The sequence below is a fragment of the Methylomonas albis genome (assembly GCF_014850955.1).
GTDB lineage: Bacteria > Pseudomonadota > Gammaproteobacteria > Methylococcales > Methylomonadaceae > Methylomonas > Methylomonas albis.
Genome location: NZ_JACXSS010000001.1, coordinates 770,358 through 785,146, shown reverse-complemented (window position 1 = coordinate 785,146; position 14,789 = coordinate 770,358). Strand labels below are relative to the sequence as shown.

15 protein-coding genes and 5 tRNA genes are annotated in these 14,789 nt (G+C 49.1%); 4 read left to right on the top strand and 16 right to left on the bottom strand.

All coding sequences use genetic code 11. The features are described 5' to 3' along the window. Positions 1–16: 16 nt before the first annotated feature. The 14 genes from nusG to EBA_RS03695 form a co-directional block, all read right to left on the bottom strand. Entirely contained in the window at positions 17–550 is a 534-nt protein-coding gene (gene nusG / locus EBA_RS03760; protein ID WP_192373403.1) for a transcription termination/antitermination protein NusG, read from the bottom strand. Continuing rightward, complete coding sequence (secE, locus tag EBA_RS03755; RefSeq protein ID WP_192373401.1) at positions 550–930, bottom strand: preprotein translocase subunit SecE; 381 nt, start codon at positions 928–930, stop codon at positions 550–552. Before secE ends, nusG begins: the two co-directional genes overlap by 1 nt. A gap of 37 nt (positions 931–967) precedes the next feature. Continuing rightward, positions 968–1,043 (bottom strand) — tRNA-Trp (locus tag EBA_RS03750). Between the two features lie 33 nt (positions 1,044–1,076). Next, positions 1,077–2,267: an elongation factor Tu gene (tuf, locus tag EBA_RS03745; RefSeq protein ID WP_192373399.1), complete on the bottom strand. Its 1,191-nt coding sequence runs from the start codon at positions 2,265–2,267 to the stop codon at positions 1,077–1,079. Between the two features lie 41 nt (positions 2,268–2,308). Beyond that, positions 2,309–2,384 (bottom strand) — tRNA-Thr (locus EBA_RS03740). A gap of 19 nt (positions 2,385–2,403) precedes the next feature. Beyond that, positions 2,404–2,477 (bottom strand) — tRNA-Gly (locus EBA_RS03735). 18 nt (positions 2,478–2,495) lie between these two features. After that, a tRNA-Tyr gene (locus EBA_RS03730) sits at positions 2,496–2,580 on the bottom strand. A gap of 78 nt (positions 2,581–2,658) precedes the next feature. After that, positions 2,659–3,213: an aminoacyl-tRNA hydrolase gene (pth, locus tag EBA_RS03725; RefSeq protein ID WP_192373397.1), complete on the bottom strand. Its 555-nt coding sequence runs from the start codon at positions 3,211–3,213 to the stop codon at positions 2,659–2,661. Between the two features lie 23 nt (positions 3,214–3,236). Continuing rightward, complete coding sequence (locus EBA_RS03720) at positions 3,237–3,833, bottom strand: 50S ribosomal protein L25/general stress protein Ctc (protein ID WP_192373395.1); 597 nt, start codon at positions 3,831–3,833, stop codon at positions 3,237–3,239. A gap of 45 nt (positions 3,834–3,878) precedes the next feature. Beyond that, entirely contained in the window at positions 3,879–4,832 is a 954-nt protein-coding gene (locus tag EBA_RS03715) for a ribose-phosphate diphosphokinase (RefSeq protein ID WP_192373393.1), read from the bottom strand. Between the two features lie 35 nt (positions 4,833–4,867). Next, positions 4,868–4,942 (bottom strand) — tRNA-Gln (locus EBA_RS03710). Positions 4,943–4,951: 9 nt separating this feature from the next. Beyond that, a complete protein-coding gene (gene ispE, locus EBA_RS03705) occupies positions 4,952–5,827 on the bottom strand; it encodes a 4-(cytidine 5'-diphospho)-2-C-methyl-D-erythritol kinase (RefSeq protein ID WP_192373390.1) in 876 nt (291 codons plus the stop codon). Next, positions 5,824–6,333: a lipoprotein insertase outer membrane protein LolB gene (lolB, locus tag EBA_RS03700; protein WP_229427394.1), complete on the bottom strand. Its 510-nt coding sequence runs from the start codon at positions 6,331–6,333 to the stop codon at positions 5,824–5,826. The genes ispE and lolB overlap by 4 nt, the downstream gene beginning before the upstream one ends. A gap of 53 nt (positions 6,334–6,386) precedes the next feature. Next, complete coding sequence (locus EBA_RS03695; RefSeq protein WP_225615887.1) at positions 6,387–8,111, bottom strand: tetratricopeptide repeat protein; 1,725 nt, start codon at positions 8,109–8,111, stop codon at positions 6,387–6,389. 146 nt (positions 8,112–8,257) lie between these two features. On the opposite strand from EBA_RS03695, the gene hemA reads away from it, so the two are divergent. The 4 genes from hemA to EBA_RS03675 are packed head-to-tail and all read left to right on the top strand — an operon-like array spanning position 8,258 to position 11,874. Beyond that, positions 8,258–9,508: a glutamyl-tRNA reductase gene (gene hemA, locus EBA_RS03690; RefSeq protein WP_192373387.1), complete on the top strand. Its 1,251-nt coding sequence runs from the start codon at positions 8,258–8,260 to the stop codon at positions 9,506–9,508. 8 nt (positions 9,509–9,516) lie between these two features. Next, on the top strand, positions 9,517–10,602 hold the full coding sequence (gene prfA, locus EBA_RS03685; protein WP_192373385.1) for a peptide chain release factor 1: 1,086 nt from the start codon (positions 9,517–9,519) through the stop codon (positions 10,600–10,602). After that, positions 10,595–11,455: a peptide chain release factor N(5)-glutamine methyltransferase gene (gene prmC, locus EBA_RS03680; RefSeq protein WP_192373383.1), complete on the top strand. Its 861-nt coding sequence runs from the start codon at positions 10,595–10,597 to the stop codon at positions 11,453–11,455. Before prfA ends, prmC begins: the two co-directional genes overlap by 8 nt. After that, positions 11,452–11,874 carry a Mov34/MPN/PAD-1 family protein gene (locus tag EBA_RS03675; protein WP_192373381.1) on the top strand — a complete coding sequence of 141 codons (423 nt, stop codon included), beginning with the start codon at positions 11,452–11,454 and terminating at the stop codon, positions 11,872–11,874. The genes prmC and EBA_RS03675 overlap by 4 nt, the downstream gene beginning before the upstream one ends. 40 nt (positions 11,875–11,914) lie before the next feature. Here EBA_RS03675 and EBA_RS03670 read toward each other — a convergent pair whose 3' ends face one another. Both EBA_RS03670 and EBA_RS03665 read right to left on the bottom strand, forming a co-directional pair. Further along, entirely contained in the window at positions 11,915–12,856 is a 942-nt protein-coding gene (locus EBA_RS03670; protein WP_192373379.1) for a cation diffusion facilitator family transporter, read from the bottom strand. Between the two features lie 199 nt (positions 12,857–13,055). Then, a complete protein-coding gene (locus EBA_RS03665) occupies positions 13,056–14,636 on the bottom strand; it encodes an OprO/OprP family phosphate-selective porin (RefSeq protein WP_192373377.1) in 1,581 nt (526 codons plus the stop codon). Positions 14,637–14,789 lie beyond the last annotated feature (153 nt).

Genomic DNA, 14,789 nt, shown 5'->3' with positions numbered 1-14,789 from the left:
AACCTCGAATTATAGACTAGGCTTTTTCAACCTGACCAAATTCTAATTCGACTGGTGTAGATCTACCGAAAATAAGAACAGACACGCGCAACCGGCTTTTCTCGTAATTGACTTCCTCAATATTGCCATTAAAGTCTTTAAATGGGCCATCGGTAATCCGAACAACTTCCCCAACCTCAAACAATACCTTAGGCCTTGGTTTATTTACGCCTTCTTCAACGCGATTCAATATAGCCATCGCTTCTTTTTCTGAGATAGGCGACGGCCTATCCGATGCCCCACCAATAAAGCCTAAAACTCTAGGGACGTTCCTAACTAAATGCCATGTTTCATCATTCAATTCCATTTGCACAAGCACGTAACCAGGAAAGAATTTTCTTTCGCTTTTCCGTTGCTGGCCCATGCGCATCTCAACAACTTCTTCGGTGGGAACCAGGATTTTCCCAAAAAACTCCTGCAAACCTTCCCGCGTAATCCGCTCTTCCAGGGCTTGTTTAACCTTGTTTTCGAAATTCGAATATGCGTGAACAACATACCAACGAAGCGACATTATTTAATCCCCTGACTCATCAGCAGTTGAACACCCCAAAATAAAAACATATCCAGCAACCACAGTATTAAGCCGACTATAAAAACCATTAGAAAAACCATCAGCGTAGTACGAACCGCCTCGTCTTTAGTAGGCCATACGATTCTTTTGAATTCCTGCTTAGATTCAAGCATGAAGCCCCACAAACCTCGCCCTTTGGCTGTTGTGAACCCCACAGCGACAGCTGCAGCCAAAACCGCAACCAAAATCAAAACACGATAAAGTAGCTGGAAATCAGAGAAATAATAGAACGCTGAAATGCCGGCAACAACAAAAACCAGAGATAAAGCCAACTTTACGATGTCGACCACTGAGGAGACTTCTTCTGCGTGTGCGTTCATTTAGTTAACTTGAATTAAATTATGAAGATTTCCTGAATGGCAGGCCAGGAGGGACTCGAACCCCCAACTTGCGGTTTTGGAGACCGCTGCTCTACCAATTGAACTACTGACCTATTCAGAAAATATTTTTTGAATCAAAACAGATGTTACTCGATAATAGAAGCAACAACACCCGCACCGACGGTACGACCACCTTCGCGAATTGCAAAACGTAAACCGTCTTCCATCGCAATCGGTGAGATTAGTTTCACGGTAACGGCGATGTTATCGCCAGGCATTACCATTTCAACGCCTTCTGGCAGATCGACCGCTCCGGTTACGTCGGTGGTTCTGAAGTAGAACTGCGGACGATAGCCATTAAAGAACGGGGTATGACGACCACCCTCTTCTTTTGACAGCACGTAAATCTCAGCCTTGAAGTGCGCGTGTGGCTTGATGGAGTTGACATGAGCCAATACTTGACCACGCTCAACATCTTCTCTTTTAGTACCACGCAACAATACACCGACGTTATCGCCCGCCTGACCTTGGTCAAGCAGCTTGCGGAACATTTCTACACCGGTACAGGTCGTTTGAACGGTATCTTTAATACCAACGATCTCAACAGCCTCACCGACTTTGACGATACCACGCTCAACACGACCAGTTACCACGGTACCGCGACCGGAGATGGAGAATACGTCTTCGATAGGCATCAGGAACTTGCCATCAATAGCACGCTCTGGCTCAGGAATGTACGTATCCAATGCTTCAACTAAGCGAACTACGGATTGTACACCGATTTCGCTTTGTTCGCCTTCTAAAGCTTTCAATGCAGAACCGACGATGATAGGGGTATCATCACCTGGGAATTCGTATTGATTCAACAGTTCGCGAATTTCCATCTCGACCAGTTCGATCAACTCGGCATCGTCAACCATGTCCGCCTTATTTAGAAACACTACGATGTATGGCACACCCACTTGGCGTGACAACAGAATGTGCTCACGGGTTTGCGGCATAGGACCGTCCGCGGCGGAGCAAACCAGAATCGCGCCGTCCATTTGGGCAGCACCGGTAATCATGTTTTTGACGTAGTCAGCATGACCCGGGCAGTCAACGTGGGCATAGTGGCGATTGGCTGACTCATATTCTACGTGTGAGGTGGAAATGGTGATACCGCGCGCACGTTCTTCTGGGGCGTTGTCGATTTGATCAAAAGCTTTAACTTCGCCGCCTTGCAGCTCCGCCATTACTTTTGTTAATGCCGCTGTCAATGTGGTCTTACCATGATCAACGTGACCAATCGTACCAACGTTTACATGCGGTTTCTTTCTTTCAAATTTTTCTTTAGCCATTACAAAACACCCCAACTACAACAAAAACAATCAATCTTATCTGGAGCTCATAACCGGATTCGAACCGGTGACCTCTTCCTTACCAAGGAAGTGCTCTACCTACTGAGCTATATGAGCGAGTACTTTACCCGAAGAATGGAGCGGGTGATGGGAATCGAACCCACGCAATCAGCTTGGAAGGCTGGAGTTCTACCATTGAACTACACCCGCAGATCCCATTAAATTTGGTGGTGGAGGGGGGAGGATTCGAACCTCCGAAGGTAGAACCGGCAGATTTACAGTCTGATCCCTTTGGCCGCTCGGGAACCCCTCCGTTACTTATTCGATCAATTATCCTTATTTACAAAATCCTAGTCAAGCTTTTTTTAAGGCCTCTCTTAAGAGAGGCCTTTCAATCATTGATCAGCGTAAGATTGCCGACGATTAGCGCCTCCATATTGCTTGCCAATTCCTCAAATAATCTCGCTAATCTCGCCTGCCCATCGAGCGACAAGCCGGACAATACATAATCCGCCACTTTTTCTCCTGCAACAGGACGACCAATACCGACCCTCAGCCGGTAAAAATCTCGGGAATCAATATGAGCAATAATATCGCGCAACCCATTATGCCCTCCATGACCACCATCCCTTTTTGACTTAACGAGCCCCTCGGCAAGCTCAAGATCATCATGAACCACAAGCATTTCCTCAGGATTAAGCTTGTAATACCGCAAAAACCTGCCAACAGACATGCCGCTTCTGTTCATAAAGGTCATCGGCTTTAACAATATAAGCTTATATCCACCAATACTGCACTCGGCTACCTCACCAGAAAACTGACCACTACCCGACCAAGCTGCACCAGCAATCCTTGCCAAATGCTCCACAAACAAAAACCCGGCGTTATGCCGGGTTTTTTCGTATTGCCGCCCGGGATTACCCAGACCAACAATTAACTTAATCATTTAACTCAAAACCTGAAATACACTTATTCAGCAACTTCCGCCGATTTTGATTTAACGATTTGCGCAACAGGATGATCATGCTCCGCACCATGCTGCAGAGCAGCAATTTCGACACCAGCGGGCAATACTAAATCAGACAAATGTATTGTCGATCCTGTATCCACACCCGCCAAATCAACTTCGATAAACTCCGGCAGGGCAGAAGGCATACAGAACACCTCTACATCGGACATGGCATGAGTAACCACGCCACCCTTTTTCACACCTACTGAAATAGCTTCGTTAATGAAATGCAAAGGCACATGCACCTTCAACTTATGCGCCCCATCAACGCGCATGAAGTCCATATGCAAAACTAGCGGTTTTGCAGGATGCCGCTGTATATGCTTAAGAACAGCTTTTTCAGTCCTGCCATCAATCTTAAGATCAAGCACATGGGAATAGACCGCCTCATGCACCAAATGCTTAACCACCTCATTATGATCCAGCAACAACATCTCAGGAGCACCGCCACCGCCGTAAATTACCGCAGGAACTTTACCCCGGCGACGAACAATTTTGGCCGCACTACTGCCTGAGGCACTGCGAGCTTCTGCAACAAATTCAAACACGTTAGCCATCTTTTTCTCCAAAAGCTTGTTCCACAAGCACTACTTTAATTCTTATCAATCAACATAAAGCGAGCTTACAGACTCGCCCATAGCTATACGGCGTATTGTTTCCGCCAACATCTCTGCAACACTCAGCTGCCTGATCTTAGCAACCCCGGACAATTCTGCCGTCAACGGGATCGTGTCGGTAACCACTAATTCATCAAGAACGGAGTTTTGAACATTTTCCGCCGCAGCACCAGACAACACAGGATGAGTACAGTAAGCAACGACTTTCTTAGCACCATTTTTCTTCAACGCCTCGGCGGCGTGACATAAAGTGCCCGCCGTATCGACCAAGTCATCCACCATGACACAAGTCCGCCCCTCAACATCGCCAATTATGTGCATAATTTCCGAAACGTTCGGCCTCGGCCGGCGCTTATCGATTATAGCCAAGTCTGCATCGCCCAGACGCTTAGCAATCGCACGCGCCCTGACCACACCGCCAACATCCGGCGAAACCACAATCAAATTCTCGTATTCTTGCCGCCAAATGTCACCCAGCAAAATCGGCGACGCATATACGTTATCAACAGGGATCCCAAAGAACCCCATAATTTGATCCGCATGCAAATCGACCGTCAAAGCTCTGTCGGCGCCAGCATTACCTATCATATCCGCGACCAATCTAGCAGTAATAGGCACCCTCGCCGATCTTGAGCGTCGATCTTGCCTGGCATATCCGTAGTAAGGCATAACGGCCGTTATTCTCGCCGCTGACGCCCGCCTGAGAGCATCAATCATTACCAACAATTCCATTAAGTTTTCGTTGGTTGGCGCGCAGGTAGGCTGTATAACAAATACATCCCTACCTCTAACATTCTCTTCTATCTCAACAAAAATCTCGCCATCACTAAAGCGACCAACACTGGCCATGCCGAGGCGCATGTTGAGCTTCTTCACAATACCTTCAGACAACGCCTTATTGGCATTACCTGAGAATACCATTACCGAGGCTTCACGCATTCAAGCACTCCCAAGGAACTATTGTGTGGAGATTATGGCTGGGCTGCAAGGATTCGAACCTTGGTATGCGAGGATCAAAACCTCGTGCCTTACCGCTTGGCGACAGCCCATTAAAATGATTAAACAGATCCCTGTTCTAATTTCTCGTACAGTGGCGACCTATTCAGCCCTTGAGCCAAATAAACCGACCAATTCGGACTCAGCGCAGAAAATGCCTCGCGCGCCGATTCTTCGGAATCGAACTGAGCAAACACACACGCCCCAGTTCCCGTCAATCTAGCTTCTGCGTATTGGGACAAAGCATCCACTGCCTCACCCACTGACTTATATAAATTGCTAACCACCGGAAGACAATCATTTTTCCAATCGCCTGCAATGAAGTCGCGCATTGTGATGGGTTTACTATCTCTTGTCAACTCTTCTGCTAAAAAAATTTGCCTGGTGTTAACGTGGCAATCAGGCTTGATCACCACAACCCATTGCTCCGCAAGCGTTATTGACTGCAACTCCTCGCCAACGCCTTCCCCCCAAGCAGTATAACCATAAACAAAAACAGGGACATCGGCGCCAAGCCGCAAGCCTAGCTCCATCAATTTGTCTAATGGCAACTTCAGGTTCCACAACTTATTCAGGACCAAGAGAGTGGTTGCAGCATCCGAACTACCACCCCCCAAGCCACCGCCCATGGGCAGGTTTTTTTCAACATCAATGCATACACCCAGTCGACAGCCGGTATATTGCTTCAATAAATTGGCAGCACGAACCGTCAAGTCTTCCTGCTCCGGCACACCCGGAATGGGATCACGCAAAAATACCCGACCATCCTCCGCAGGGTAAAAACTTATCCAATCACACAGATCAATAATTTGAAATACTGTTTGTAGCAAATGATAACCATCGGAACGACGCCCGGTGATTCTCAACATTAAATTTAGCTTAGCCGGCGCCGGCCATCTCTCGCCCCAGCCCGACACTTTTTCTTGCACTTCCGTCACGACAAATCCCACTGATCCACGACTAATTTAATTCTTGTTTTATCTTTTTCCGCGTTGATTTTTCGCGGCAGCACTACGGCATTAACATGCTGCATTTCTCTGAAACCGACCCGCCAGCCAGCCTGCAAGAAACCATCTCCCTGATCGACAAACGACTGTTCCGGATCTGGCAACCCGAGCACCCAATATTTCAAAGCGTTCACCGGCATCGCCACACCTAGTTGCTCCGCCAATACCTCTTCGACCGGCCCACGAAACTCTTTGCGGGTATCGCCGTCGTCTACCGACACGATGTCAGCCTCTACGGATATCATAAGCTTGCCTTGAGCCAGCGGCCCAGCCAGCTCAATATCATCGCGACCCAAACGATGCCTCCAACTCACCGACGCGGAAAACGAATCTCTCTCATCAGCCAATGCCAAACGCCCCTCGAAATACCAATGCTGCTGTTGCAAGACCCGCATATCTTGCAATCGATACACGCCATCAGACTTCTCAGATAACAAAGAACATCCGGCTATTAAAAAGACAGGCAATAAAAACACGCTCCCCTTAAAAATCATTGCCCGTTCTGCAGAAAGCGCTTTTTAAATTCCAACAAATACTCGTCATCGGGCGATTTTTTATAAACACTGTCAAAAAGTTCTTTGGCTTCTTTTTTCTCACCTAAAGACCAAAGCACCTCGGCAATATGTGCAGCAATCTCATTTTCCTGCTGCTTCTCGTAAGCTCTACGCAGAAACTCCAACGCTCGCTCGGGCTTTCCGAGCTTAAACTGCAACCAGCCATAACTGTCTATAACCACAGCCTCATCAGGCTGTAAGCTCAAAGCGCGCTCCAAATATTTCGCCGCCTCATCGTAACGCTGCGTTCTATCCGTCAACGTATAACCCAACGCATTCAACGCACCGACATCATCAGGCTTTTTGTCTAAAATCTTTTGCAAGTCGGCTTCCAACACATCCAACTTATCCAAGCGCTCGGCAACCAAAGCCCTGGCATATAGCACCTCTCGGTTATCGGGCATGTCTTTCAAAGCCAGCGTCAGGACATCAAAGGCTTCCTGGTAATTACCCAGTTGATTATATAGTTCCGCCCTAACCATCAAAATCCGTAAATGCTGCTCCGGATACTTGTCATCCATTCGCTTGATACGAGCCTCAATCTCGTCGAATCGTTTTTGATTCATCAACAAAGACACCGCCGCCATATCCGCGTCGAACGCATAATTACCGTCGCCGACCCGATCAAACCAAACCAAAGCCTTATCGGGATGCTGTTTCTCAAGTTCGATTTTACCCAGATAAAAACTAGCCTGCCCTTCCCATTCGGGATTGCTCAGCAACTTCTCAAGCACATTTTCAGCCTTATCGACCTGGCCTTGCTGCATATGGATCAAAGCAAGCGTAAACAAAGTTTCCGCATCGTCGGGCTTATCTTCCAGCACACTCTGACAAAGCTTTATAGCATCGTCGTAGTCTCGGTCATTGACCAACACTTCCAGCAACATTTTTCTCAGCATCCTGTCTTCCGGAGCCGCTTTTAGTGCCTTTTCCAAAGATGCGCGCGCCTTCGCCAAATCGCCCGAGCGCCCCGCCAATTGCGCTTGTAAAATCACCGCTTTATTCCAATCAGGCTGTATCAACAATGCTTGATTGACTTTTTGCTGGGCCAACTCGTTATTTTGCAAAACCGACGCCAAAACTGCCTGCAAGAAAAACACACTCGCCTGAACAGGATGCTCGATTGCCAATTCATCCAACACATCATAAGTGAACTGAGTGCGACCTTCTTTTTCCAGCAGCTTGGTCATTTCCAGCACAGCCACCTCAAAACCTGCAGGATCGTCAGCCAACATCGCATTGAGATTTTCTACCGCAGCCTTTTTATCTGAATTTTTGATCGCCAGTAACACAGCAAACTTTCTGGCCGCCAAATTTTTACCATCTTTGGCCAACCAAACCGTCAACGCCTCGCGAGTACGCTGCTCGTCTTTCAGAAACAGACCGATTTTGACGGCTCGTTCTGCGATCCGCGGATCATCGACCCGCTTAGCGGCTTGCAAATAAGCGTCCATCGCCAAATGATACTGATTGCGTTGACCGGCTAATTCGGCGGCCATCAGCAAATACAGCACCTCTTCATCGATCACCGTATTGCGATTAACCCTGCTTTCCAAACCCTCCGGCTTGGTCTGCAAACCCTCTACGTCAGGCTCTTTCTCGGGCGAAACAGCACATCCCGACATAGATAAAAATATTGCTATGGCTATCCATTTTTTCATGCAATCTATTGACCCATTTTTGAAAAACTATTGATGATAGATTACCAGAAAAAGCCCCCGAATCGGACTGTCGTTTCATTGTATTTGGACAAAAACCGCGTATTCCTTAAAATAGCGCACTTTTCTTGTGCTATTGTTCGCAAACGATGACTCTTCTTGCCGTAGGGATAAATTACAATACAGCGCCGATCGCGATCCGCGAACGCTTGGCGTTCCCGACGGAAATGCTCGACAACACGTTGAAAAACCTGTGGAATCTTCGCGAGATTAGCGAGGCCGCCATTCTGTCGACTTGCAACCGCACCGAGTTTTATTACCAGGCCGACAATGACAATCAATCCTCGCTAGTAAACTGGATTGCCGACACCAAACAAATCAAACCCGCCGAATTTACCCCTTATTTATACAGCCATAAGGATAGTCAATCGATACGCCACATGTTCAGAGTGGCTTGCGGCCTGGATTCGATGATACTGGGTGAGCCGCAAATTCTCGGCCAAATGAAAACCGCCTACCACGCCGCCTCACAAGCCGGCACGCTGGGCAGAAATCTCAGCAAATTGTTTCAACACACATTTTCCGCCGCTAAAAAGGTCCGCACCGACACCGCTATCGGCTCCAGCCCGGTCTCAGTCGCATTTGCCGCCGTGCAACTGGCACAGCAGATTTTCGACAAGCTCAGCGAACAAACCGCCCTACTGATAGGAGCCGGCGAAACCATAGAACTTACAGCCCGCCATCTTTATCAGCACGGCGTCGGCCGCATCATCATTGCCAACCGCACTTACGACAAAGCCCACGCACTGGCGATGCAGTTCAACGGCTACGCAATCAATCTCGCCGAGCTGCCGAATCATTTGGCGGAAGCTGATATTGTCGTGTCATCCACCGCCAGCCTACTGCCGATTCTCGGCAAGGGCCGCGTGGAAAGTGCGATTAAGATCCGCAAACACAAACCGATGTTCATGGTCGATCTGGCCATACCGCGCGACATCGAAGCCGAGGTGGCACAACTGCGAGACGTCTATCTCTATACCGTCGATGACTTGCAAAACACCGTCAATCAAAATATGGATTCGCGCCGCCGAGCCGCCGAGCAGGCCGAAGAAATTATCGACACCCAAGTCGAACACTTCATGGCTTGGTTGCGTTCCCAAGGCGCACAAGAAACCATCCGCGACTTCCGCACTCAGGCCGAGCAAACTCGCGACGAAGCATTGCAAAGAGCGCTCTCCCAGCTCAATGGCGGCGTAGCTGCCGACGAAGTACTGCAACGTCTCGCACATACCTTGACCAATAAGCTGATTCACACCCCCTGCGCGCAATTACGCGAAGCTGGCGCCAACGACCGCCACGACCTGATCGCTGCTTCCCGCGAACTTTTTAAATTACGATAAACCACTGAATGAAATCCTCGATACAAACCAAACTGGAAAACCTCGGCGAACGCTTCGAGGAAATCACCGCACTGCTGTCGCAACCCGAAGTACAAAGCAATCAAAACCAATTCCGCAGCCTAAGCCAAGAATACGCGCAGATCGAACCGCTAGTGGCTTGCTACAAAACCTATCAGGACAACGAAGCCAATCTGGAATCGGCTCAAGAAATGGCTAAGGACAGCGACCCTGAGCTGCGGGAAATGGCCAAAGAGGAAATCCAAGCCGCCGAGACACAGCGCGAAGAATTGGTACAACAACTGCAAATCTTGCTGCTGCCCAAAGATCCCAACGACAACCGCAACATCTTTTTGGAGGTGCGCGCCGGCACCGGCGGCGACGAAGCGGCGATCTTCTCCGGCGACTTGGCGCGCATGTATCAACGCTATGCGGAAAGACAAGGTTGGAGCAGCGAAATTATCAACGAAAATCGCGGCGAACACGGCGGCTTCAAAGAGGTCATTATGCGTATCAGCGGTCAGAATGTTTACTCGCAATTGAAATTCGAGTCAGGCACCCACCGCGTGCAACGCGTGCCGGAAACCGAATCGCAAGGCCGCGTGCATACTTCGGCCTGCACCGTGGCGATCATGCCGGAAGTCGATGCGGTAGACGAAATCGACATCAATCCCGCCGATCTGCGCGTCGACACCTTCCGCGCCTCCGGCGCCGGCGGCCAGCACGTTAACCGTACCGAATCGGCGATCCGCATTACCCACATCCCATCTGGTGTTGTAGTGGAATGTCAGGACGAGCGCTCGCAGCATAAAAACCGCGCCCGAGCGATGGGGGTATTACAAGCGCGCTTGATGTCCGCCGCCCAGGAAAAGCAACATGCCGAACAGTCTGAAAGCCGCAAACTGCAGGTGGGTAGCGGCGACCGATCCGAGCGCATCCGCACCTACAACTATCCACAAGGGCGACTAACCGATCACCGCATCAATCTGACGCTCTACAAACTGGAAGAAATCATGGAAGGCGGGTTGGAACATGTGATTCAGCCGCTGATTCACGAACATCAAGCGGAATTGCTAACCCAGTTGGGCAATGCCTGATTACGCTGCCGAATCGATTCAGAGCCTGTTGAGCAACGCCGCCGCAACGCTCAGTACAACATCCGAAACGGCAATGCTCGATGCGGAAGTATTACTCTGCCATTGCCTGGACAAAAGCCGTTCGTTTCTCAGAGCTTGGCCGGAACATCGGCTAAGCCCGCAACAAATCGCGCAATTTCAATTATTGGTCGAACGACGTTCGCAAGGCGTTCCTGTTGCCTACTTAACCGGCCAGCGCGAATTCTGGTCGCGCAATTTCAAAGTCAGCCCGGATGTGCTGATTCCAAGACCCGACACCGAATTGCTGATAGAGCTCAGCCTGTCGCTATTACCGACAGATCGGCCCTGTAAAATCATCGATCTCGGCACCGGCTCCGGCATTATTGCCATCACGCTAGCCGCCGAAAGACCCTTAGCCCAAGTGATTGCCTGTGATCTAAGTTCGGCGGCTTTAGAAGTCGCCCGATATAACGCGCAGCAAATCAACACCGACAATATTCGTTTTCTGCACTCGAATTGGTTCGACAACATCCAGGAAACAGGCTTCGATCTGGTACTGAGTAATCCGCCCTACATCGCCGATTATGACCCGCATTTGCACGAAGGCGATTTACGCTTCGAACCCAGCAGCGCCTTGATTAGCGCCGAAAACGGCCTGCAAGACATTCGCCAGCTTGCCCAACAAGCCCGTCAGCACTTAAAAGATCACGGCCAATTGTTGGTCGAACACGGCTACAATCAACAAACCGGGGTACAAGCCATTTTTAACGAATTTGGCTACCAGCAGGTCAACACCTTTGCGGATTTATCCGGCAATCCTCGGGTAACATCAGGAATATGGAAACCAGTATGAACAACAGCGAAATTTATCTACCGCGCAAGCTCACTAATCAATTGCTGCATTTAGCGCAATTATCTCCGAACGCCGAGGTTTGCGGCCTTATAGGTATGGATAGCAACGGCATGCCCGTGAGCTGTTACCCGGTAGAAAATCGCGCGCCCACCCCAGAGAACCGTTTCCTATTGGACGCCAGCCAGCAAATCGAGGCCATGCGCCAAATACGCGATAGGGGCGAAACGCTATTTGCGATCTATCACTCCCATCCGCACAGCCCGGCCCTACCCTCGCCAACCGACATCAAAGAAGCCAACTATCCGGACGCACTACATTTGATCATTTCCTTGAATACCAAGGGCGTATTGGAACTGCGGGGCTTTAAAATCGCCGGGCAAAGCGCGGAAGAAGTGGTTTTAAATCTGATTGAAGCTTAATTGCCCCAACTAGGAGCGGCCCATGGCCGCGATGACGGGCTCAATGCTCCCAAGACGCCACATCTTCGATAGGTTCAAGATGGGTATCGATATCGATATTGTCGAACTTATCCTTTATCTGCCCCTCGATGGTTTCCAACAAATCATGGCCCTGCTGCACCGTCCACCCCCCCGGCACCAGCACATGTACCGACATGAAACGCCGAGCTCCGGCATACCGTGTTCGCAACGCATGATACGCAATCCCTTCGGCGGTAACATAGCCTTCCAACACCGCAACGATTTCGGCGAGCTCATCAGGCGATAGCGCCGCATCCAATAAACCCGCCACGGTGCGGCGTATCAATTGCAAACCCGCCCAGACGATATTCAGAGCGACAGCTATCGCAATAATTGGGTCGAGTATTTCCCATCCATTCAGTCCCAATTGTTTGGCAAGCGCCAAACTTGGCTCGAAACGGTTGGCCACGGAAATTATAGCGATGCCGATTAAAATGCCGACCGTAGTCCAAACATCGGTCATCAGATGTTTACCATCGGCTTCCAGCGTAATCGATTGCCTGCGTTGACCAACGCCAATCAAGATTCTGGCGACAACTAAATTAATGAGCGACGCAAAGACCGAGACGGCAATCCCCAAATCCAGCTGATGTAATGCCAACGGATGCCATAGCCGCTCCCAGGCAGCATAAGCGATACTAAAGGCGGCCAGCAAAATCATGATGCCTTCCGCACCACTGGAAAAGTATTCGACTTTTTCGTGTCCGTAAGCGTGCGTGTCATCCGGCGGCCGCGCTGAAATACTCAGTACCACCAGCATGATAATCGCGGCCACCAAATTAATGACAGACTCCAATGCATCCGATAATAGACCCACCGAACCGGTCAACCAATAAGCATAGCTTTTCAAGGCTATAGTACTGACGGCAGCGGCAATGGATAGCCAACCGTATAGGGTTAAAGATTTTTGTTGGGGATTCATGCGAATTAACTAGATTTAAGATAGGCCTTAGTTTAGCAGACTGGCTTGCCGGTAATTTTGGCAGGGCAATTGTATACACGAAGCCTGAAACGAATATGACTAACAATAAACTACGAGCATAAAAAAAACCGCCTCGCCCTTGGGGGATCGAGACGGTTTTTAATTGGGTTGAGGCTATCCTTGCCTCTTGACTACTTCCTTACCAGTCAACTTGAGCGCGCATTTCAACCACATCAAAGTTAGAGCTGTTGTATGCCGCAGAGCGTGCCGCCATACCTTTTGTATCTATATTCAAAGCGTGAATAAAGTTAGCCATTAAGCGAATATGCGAATTGGGATACCAGTTCACACCTACTTTGCCGGTTGTCGCGCGACCACCATTGATGTTGCCGTCAACCAGATTTAAATAATCGTAACCGGCCGCGATTTCCCATGCCCCCCATCCGCCGTGGGTGTTAAAGTTTTGCTTTGGCTTAATTCTGTCCCATGCGCCGGTAGACGTTTTATAAGCTCTGGATTCGCCGGTCAGAAAGTAACTACCATAGCCATACCAGCCATTCAGCATTTCGTCGTTATAGCCTTTGCCGGAAACATTGGCTTGGATGTACTCAGCTTGCGCTGAAAATGGGCCGTAAACCAATGCTGTTTCGCCACCGAAACGGGCAATCCGTTGAGCAATGCGGCCATTGGCAGTCAACTGGCCGGTATTCAGAATATAGGTTCTATCTACATTCGTATTGAGTTGGTTACCAAAGCTGATACCGCCATTACTGAACGTACCGTCGGATTTAAAATTGTTGTCGATCTGACGCTCGGAACCCGACAAACCAACATGCAAGAACTTAGTTTTATCTTCGAACCAAGGCAAACCGGTGACACGGCCGGTTACCCCCCAACCCGTATCGCCTGAACCGTTGTTACGGTTGGTGTTACCCATAGTATTCAGCGAACTGGTACTGCTGGATGCACCACCTGAACCGACTGATTCGGTTTGCAAGGCAATGTTGGCCGTCCAACGTGGTTGCGAATAACCCAAGCCCAAGCCAACTTTGTAGGCATTGTCATTATCAGAGAAGGCGTTGACCACATTGTTACGCTCAATGAACGTCAAATAACGGTTACTGGTCGCCTCTTCCAAGCTGAATGGCTCTTTAAACTGGCCGATTTTTACAGCAAAAGGTGCATAGCCGTTCCAGGTCATGAAAGCATCGGTAATTCCGCTGGCTACTGTACCGTTACCGCGCGCAAAGTCGTACTCAAATTTGTATCCGAAGTCTTTGTAATAGCTACCTTCAATCCCAATACGGGCTCGACGAATACCTGCACCGTCAGCCAGTTGATTGGTTGTATTTGCGCCAGTTGCATTAGCTACACTGTCGCTACCCGATACATTCGTCATCGAATCGACCTGCATTCGGCCGTTTATTGACATTTCGAAATTTCCATCCTTACTTTCGAATTTGATACCTTTGTCGTCAATTTTAAGTTCGCCAAACCGCTCGTCTTTTACATGCTCGTCCAAAGATTTCAATTCGTTAGTTTTCAGCGCCAATTCTTCCTTGATTTGTTGAATTTCGGCTTTTTGAACCTGGGCGTCTGCTTTTTGCGCCGCAGTGTCTTCAACCTTTTCAAATGAACCTAATTTGGTGCGGCCGGGACCGGGTTCAGCAAAAATCTGCTTGGTTTTTGCATCAACATACAAATCCAGCGCCATTGCTTCAGCATAGATACCCGAGCCAATAATGGCCGCGACTGCCAGGCTCAGTTTAGAAAGTCTCATCAAATTTCTCCAAATATTTATATAAATCAATGCATTAACTCAACGATTATGACAATCAGCGAGCTTGAGCGCATTGTATGGAGGCAATGTGACAGCTTTGTGACAAAATGAATTTAATTGGCCTGCCCGTTGTTTTTTTGCGACAAGAACAGC

What these genes read in the sequence shown, in the direction of transcription:
- nusG (WP_192373403.1), bottom strand. Translation starts at nt 550, where the DNA reads ATGTCGCTTCGTTGGTATGTTGTTCACGCATATTCGAATTTCGAAAAC.
- secE (WP_192373401.1), bottom strand. Translation starts at nt 930, where the DNA reads ATGAACGCACACGCAGAAGAAGTCTCCTCAGTGGTCGACATCGTAAAG.
- tuf (WP_192373399.1), bottom strand. Translation starts at nt 2,267, where the DNA reads ATGGCTAAAGAAAAATTTGAAAGAAAGAAACCGCATGTAAACGTTGGT.
- pth (WP_192373397.1), bottom strand. Translation starts at nt 3,213, where the DNA reads ATGATTAAGTTAATTGTTGGTCTGGGTAATCCCGGGCGGCAATACGAA.
- EBA_RS03720 (WP_192373395.1), bottom strand. Translation starts at nt 3,833, where the DNA reads ATGGCTAACGTGTTTGAATTTGTTGCAGAAGCTCGCAGTGCCTCAGGC.
- EBA_RS03715 (WP_192373393.1), bottom strand. Translation starts at nt 4,832, where the DNA reads ATGCGTGAAGCCTCGGTAATGGTATTCTCAGGTAATGCCAATAAGGCG.
- EBA_RS03695 (WP_225615887.1), bottom strand. Translation starts at nt 8,111, where the DNA reads ATGAAAAAATGGATAGCCATAGCAATATTTTTATCTATGTCGGGATGT.
- hemA (WP_192373387.1), top strand. Translation starts at nt 8,258, where the DNA reads ATGACTCTTCTTGCCGTAGGGATAAATTACAATACAGCGCCGATCGCG.
- prfA (WP_192373385.1), top strand. Translation starts at nt 9,517, where the DNA reads ATGAAATCCTCGATACAAACCAAACTGGAAAACCTCGGCGAACGCTTC.
- prmC (WP_192373383.1), top strand. Translation starts at nt 10,595, where the DNA reads ATGCCTGATTACGCTGCCGAATCGATTCAGAGCCTGTTGAGCAACGCC.
- EBA_RS03675 (WP_192373381.1), top strand. Translation starts at nt 11,452, where the DNA reads ATGAACAACAGCGAAATTTATCTACCGCGCAAGCTCACTAATCAATTG.
- EBA_RS03670 (WP_192373379.1), bottom strand. Translation starts at nt 12,856, where the DNA reads ATGAATCCCCAACAAAAATCTTTAACCCTATACGGTTGGCTATCCATT.
- EBA_RS03665 (WP_192373377.1), bottom strand. Translation starts at nt 14,636, where the DNA reads ATGAGACTTTCTAAACTGAGCCTGGCAGTCGCGGCCATTATTGGCTCG.